This is a genomic window from Acidovorax delafieldii 2AN (genome assembly GCF_000175235.1).
In the GTDB taxonomy this organism is placed as follows: Bacteria; Pseudomonadota; Gammaproteobacteria; order Burkholderiales; family Burkholderiaceae_C; genus Acidovorax; species Acidovorax delafieldii_B.
On record NZ_ACQT01000252.1, the window covers coordinates 1 to 5,078 of the forward strand.

A 5,078-nucleotide genomic window follows, 5' to 3' on the forward strand; every position below is an offset into this window, starting at 1 on the left:
CCCGCGGCCACCCGGCCCCAGAACACGCGGCGGCCCTGCGAGGTGTCGGACGATGACGAGAACTTCTCCACCCACTGCACCGGGAAGGCCAGCGGCAGGCCGGTGTCGGCCGGGGTGTTGGGCAGCAGTTCGAGGATTTGCAGCAGGCTCGGGCCTTCGTAGCCGCACCAGCCGGGTTGGGCATCGACCACGTTCCAGCCCTTGAGGGCGGAAACGGGCACGGTGGCGCGCACGGAGATGCCGGCGTCCTGGGCGAACTGCGCCAGCGCGGCACTGATGTGGCGCCAGGCGAGTTGCGGGTCTTGAACGGCGTCGAGCTTGTTCACCGCGAACACCAGCGAGTGCACGCGCAGCAGGTGCACCAGCAGGCTGTGGCGGCGCGTCTGCGGGAGCAGTTGCAGGCCAGGGTTCTGCCAGTCGAGCTTGGTGGCGTCCACCAGCACCACGGCGGCGTCGGCGCTCGATGCGGCGGTGACCATGTTGCGGGTGTACTGCTCGTGGCCCGGTGCGTCGCCGATGATGAACTTGCGTTCCTCGGTGGCGAAGTAGCGGTAGGCCACGTCGATGGTGATGCCCTGTTCGCGCTCGGCACTCAGGCCGTCGGTCAGCAGGGCCAGGTCGGTTTCGCCCTGGCGCTGCACGCCGGCCAGGTGGTCTTGCAGCACGGCCTTGCTGTCCACCAGCAGGCGGCCGATCAGCGTGCTCTTGCCGTCGTCCACGCTGCCGCAGGTGATGAATTTCAGCGCGGAGATGTGGTCGTTTTGGGCTGCGGCGCTCGCCGCTGCTGCGGTATCAGCTATCAAATTCGTAGTCATCAGAAATACCCGTCTTTCTTGCGCTTTTCCATCGAGGCGTCGGAGGTCTTGTCGTCCATGCGCGTGGCGCCGCGCTCGCTCACGTCGGCGGCCAGGGTCTCGATCACGATGTCTGCGGCCGTGGCGGCCGGGCTCTCCACGGGGCAGGTGCAGGTGATGTCGCCCACGGTGCGAAAGCGCACCTGGCGCGTCTCCACCAACTCGCCCTCGCGCGGCGGCGTGAGTTCGGTCACGGGCACGAGCAGGCCCTTGCGCTCCACCACCTGGCGCGGGTGCGCGTAGTAGAGCGAGGGCAGGGCGATGTTTTCGCGGTCGATGTACTGCCACACGTCCAGCTCGGTCCAGTTGCTGATGGGGAACACGCGGAAGTGCTCGCCGGGCTGCAGGCGGGTGTTGAACAGCGTCCACAGCTCGGGGCGCTGGGCCTTGGGCTGCCATTGGCCGAAGCTGTCGCGGTGCGAAAAGATGCGCTCCTTGGCGCGGGCCTTTTCCTCGTCGCGGCGGGCGCCACCGATCAGCGCGTCGAAGCGGAATTCCTCGATGGCCTCGAGCAGCGTGACCGACTGGTGCACGTTGCGCGATTCGCCCGGGTGCGCCAGGCGCACGGTGCCGCGTGCCATTGAATCCTCGACGCTGCGCACGATGAGCTCGGCGCCCAGCTCCTTGGCGCGGAGGTCGCGAAACTGAGTCACCTCGTGGAAGTTGTGTCCCGTGTCGATCATGAGCAGCGGGTAGGGAATGCGGCCCACGCCAAACGCCTTCTCGGCGCACTTGAGCATGACCAGCGAATCCTTGCCGCCCGAGAACAGCAGGGCGGGGCGCTCGAAGGCGGCGGCCACTTCGCGCAGGATGAAGATGGTTTCTTCTTCCAGCGCGTCGAGGTGGCGGTTGCTGAGGTGGCTCAGCGTGGAGGTGTCAATGCGGGCGTTCATGCGACGGCTTCCTTGTTCTGTTTGGCATGCAGGCCGCATTCCTTCGCGGCCTCGTCGTGGCTTCGGCCGGTCACTGCGTGACCTTCACGCCGCCTGCGGCGGCATGAGCCTGCGCCGAAGCTTCGGATGCAGCGGCTGGCGCCGCCGGTGCTGCGGCACCGGAATGCGCCTTGGCATGCAAGCCGCATTCTTTTGCATCCTCGCTTTCCCACCACCATCTGCCGGAGCGGAAGTCCTCGCCCAGCGTCACGGCCCGGGTGCAGGGCGCGCAGCCGATGCTGGGGTAGAACTGGTCGTGCAGCGGGTTGTAGTCCACGCCTTGCGTGGCGATGTAGTGCCACACGTCGCCCCAGGTCCAGTTGGCCAGCGGGTTGAACTTGGTCAGGCCCTTGGCGGCGACTTCGCTGGTGTCCACCAGCGGCACCTCGGCGCGGGCGTTGGACTGCTCGCGGCGCAGGCCGGTGATCCAGCCCTTCTTGCCGGCCAGCGCGCGCGCCAGCGGCTCCATCTTGCGGATCTGGCAGCAGGCCTTGCGCAGCTCGATGCTGCGGTACATCGCGTCCTGGCCGTGCTCGCGGATGAAGTGGATCACGGCCTCGTGCTGCGGGCGGTACACCTGCACCGGCGCGCGCGAGTGCGCCTGGGTGCGCTCCAGTAGCGCCAGGGTCTCGGTGTGCAGCGCGCCGGTTTCCAGCACGAACACGGGGATGTCGAGCGCCAGTGCGTTGACGAGGTGGGTGATGACCACGTCCTCGGCGCCCAGGCTGGAGGCCTGCGTCACCTCGCCCAGCGCGGCGGCCTGGCGCAGCAGGGCCTGCGTCTCGGCCAGCTTGGCGGCGAAGTCGCTGCTGGCGCGGGCGTTGAGTTCGGTGGCCTTGGGTGGCGCGCCGCGCCCGCCCAGGAAGGAAGCTGCGCCGCTCATGCGGCCTCCGGCGCCGGTGGGCGTGCGAAGAGGGGGCGCGGCTCCAGCACGTCGCCCTGGTAGAAAGCGGCGTAGCGGGCAAACTGGCGCTCGGCCGCGGCAGGGTTCTGCCCTTCGGCCAGCACGGCGCTGGTGAAGCCGCTGCGGTGCATCTGCACCAACTGGTCGATCAGCACGTCGCCCGTGGCGCGCAGGTCGCCCGTGAAGCCGTAGCGCCGGCGCAGCAGCACGGCCTGGCTGAAGGCGCGGCCATCGGTGAACTTGGGGAAGTGCAGCTCGATGCGCTCCACGCCTTGCAAAGCGCCGCCCTGTACCAGCTCGGCCAGCTCCACATCGTTGGCAATCTGCAGCACTTTCTGGTCTTCAGCGCCTGTCTTTGAAGCGCCAGCAGCTATTATTTTCATAGTGTTCTGATCGTGGAAAGAAGGCATGTCTGCTCACTCGGCCAGGGCTTCGGCGGTGCGGGGCTGGCGCGCGCCGTTGGCGGCGGCCTTGAAGGGCTCGTGGCCGATGCGGCGCAGGGCGTCGATGAAGAACTCGCCCGGCTTGCGCAGCGCGCGGTAGGTGGAGAGAACGGCTTCGATCACGTCGGGCACTTCGGCGGCCGTGAACGAGGGGCCGACCACTTTGCCGGCGATGGCCGGACCCGAGAGCTGGGAGCCGTCGGCTCCGCCCAAGGTGATCTGGTACCACTCCTTGCCGTCCTTGTCGACGCCCAGGATGCCGATGTGGCCGCTGTGGTGGTGGCCGCAGGAGTTGATGCACCCGCTCATGTGCAGGTCGATGGGGCCGAGGTCAAACACCTCGTCCAGATCCTGGTAGCGCTCGGTGATGGCCGCCGCAATGGGCAGCGAGCGCGCGTTGGCCAGCGAGCAGAAATCGCCGCCGGGGCAGGCGATCATGTCGGTCAGCAGCCCGATGTTGGGCTGCGCCAGGCCCAGGGCGCGGGCGGCGTCGTAAAGGGCTGGCAGGTCGCTCTGGTGCACCCAGGGCAGCATCAGGTTCTGCTCGTGCGTGAGGCGGGCCTCGCCGGCGCTGAACTGGTCGGCCAGCTGCGCCAGCGCATCGATGGTGTCGGCATCGGCATCGCCCGGGGCGAAGCCCACGCGCTTGAACGACAGCGTCACCGCCGCAAGGCCCGCCATGCGGTGGCCGCGCACGTTCTGCTGCAGCCAGCGCTGGTAGAGCTGGCCAGTGGTGCTGACCTTGGACGGCAGGTTGGCGGCCTTGAGCGCGGGCACCACGAAAAAGCCCTGCACGCGGTCGAGCTCGGCCTGGCTGATGGTGTGGGGCGCGCCGTCCTGCTCGACGATGGCGCGGTATTCGGCCTCGACGGCATCGATGAATTTCTGCCCTTCGGCCTTGACCAGGATCTTGATGCGCGCCTTCCACTTGTTGTCGCGGCGGCCATAGCCGTTGTAGACGCGCACGATGGCCTCGATGTAGTTGAGCAGCTGGTCCCAGGGCAGGAACTCGCGCACCACGGAGCCGATGACCGGGGTGCGGCCCATGCCGCCGCCCACCTTGACGGTGAAGCCCACTGCACCATCGTCGCTCTTGCGAGCCTGCAGGCCGATGTCATACCAGCCGGTGGCGGCGCGGTCTTCGGCGGCGCCGTTGAAGGCGATCTTGAACTTGCGTGGCAGGAAGGCGAATTCGGGGTGCAGCGTGCTCCACTGGCGCGTGATCTCGGCGAACGGGCGCGTGTCGAGGATCTCGTCGTCGGCAATGCCGGCATAGGCCTCGCAGGTGATGTTGCGGATGGTGTTGCCGCTGGTCTGGATGCCGTGCATGCCCACGCTGGCCAGCAGGTCCATCACGTCGGCGGCCTTGGTGATGGGAATCCAGTTGAACTGCACGTTGGTGCGCGTGGTGAAGTGGCCGTAGCCGTACTTGAGTGGCGCGGCATGCAGCGTGAGGCCCGGCTGGGCGGCCTGGAGCTGGTCCTGCGTGGCCTGGGCGTGGGCCAGCAGCTCGGGCGTGGGGTGGTCGTACTCGCGGGCAATGCGCGCCAGCATGCGCAACTGGGTGCTGCTGATCTCGCCATAGGGCACGGCGATGCGGGCCATGGGGGCATAGCGCTGGATGTACCAGCCGTTCTGCAGGCGCAGCGGCAGCAGTTGCTCGTCGGTCAGCTCGCCGCGTTGCCAGCGCTCGAGCTGGTCACGAAACTGCTGGGCACGCAGCCGGACGAACTGTTGGTCGAATTCGGTGTATTGGTACATGGAGCGACTCAGATGAGAACGAGTTTGGCGCCCGCCCAGGCGAGCAGCACGGAAAGGGCCGAGCGGATGAGCCGCTCGGGCGTGCGGGAAACCAGGCGCGAGCCCAGCCAGATGCCGGGCAGCGAGCCGGCCAGAAGCTGCGCCAGCAGCGGCCAGTCCACCGAGCCCAGCGAGGCATGGCCCA

General features: G+C 68.0%; 6 protein-coding genes. All 6 read right to left on the minus strand.

Annotated elements, in window-relative coordinates; all coding sequences use genetic code 11:
- Positions 1 to 815 (minus strand): GTP-binding protein (locus ACDELDRAFT_RS18985; RefSeq protein ID WP_005799643.1); only part of this gene is annotated, 815 nt, incomplete at its 3' end.
- Positions 815 to 1,747, minus strand: a complete 933-nt coding sequence (cysD, locus tag ACDELDRAFT_RS18990) for a sulfate adenylyltransferase subunit CysD (protein WP_005799644.1) — start codon at positions 1,745 to 1,747, stop codon at positions 815 to 817. The genes cysD and ACDELDRAFT_RS18985, both read right to left, overlap by 1 nt.
- Before the next feature lie 70 nt (positions 1,748 to 1,817).
- Positions 1,818 to 2,669: a phosphoadenylyl-sulfate reductase gene (locus tag ACDELDRAFT_RS18995; protein ID WP_005799645.1), complete on the minus strand. Its 852-nt coding sequence runs from the start codon at positions 2,667 to 2,669 to the stop codon at positions 1,818 to 1,820.
- On the minus strand, positions 2,666 to 3,073 hold the full coding sequence (locus ACDELDRAFT_RS19000; protein ID WP_040329911.1) for a DUF934 domain-containing protein: 408 nt from the start codon (positions 3,071 to 3,073) through the stop codon (positions 2,666 to 2,668). The genes ACDELDRAFT_RS18995 and ACDELDRAFT_RS19000 overlap by 4 nt, the downstream gene beginning before the upstream one ends.
- A gap of 33 nt (positions 3,074 to 3,106) precedes the next feature.
- Complete coding sequence (locus tag ACDELDRAFT_RS19005; RefSeq protein ID WP_005799647.1) at positions 3,107 to 4,894, minus strand: nitrite/sulfite reductase; 1,788 nt, start codon at positions 4,892 to 4,894, stop codon at positions 3,107 to 3,109.
- A gap of 8 nt (positions 4,895 to 4,902) precedes the next feature.
- Positions 4,903 to 5,078: sulfite exporter TauE/SafE family protein (locus ACDELDRAFT_RS24295; RefSeq protein WP_005799648.1), on the minus strand; the 176-nt coding region annotated here is incomplete at its 5' end.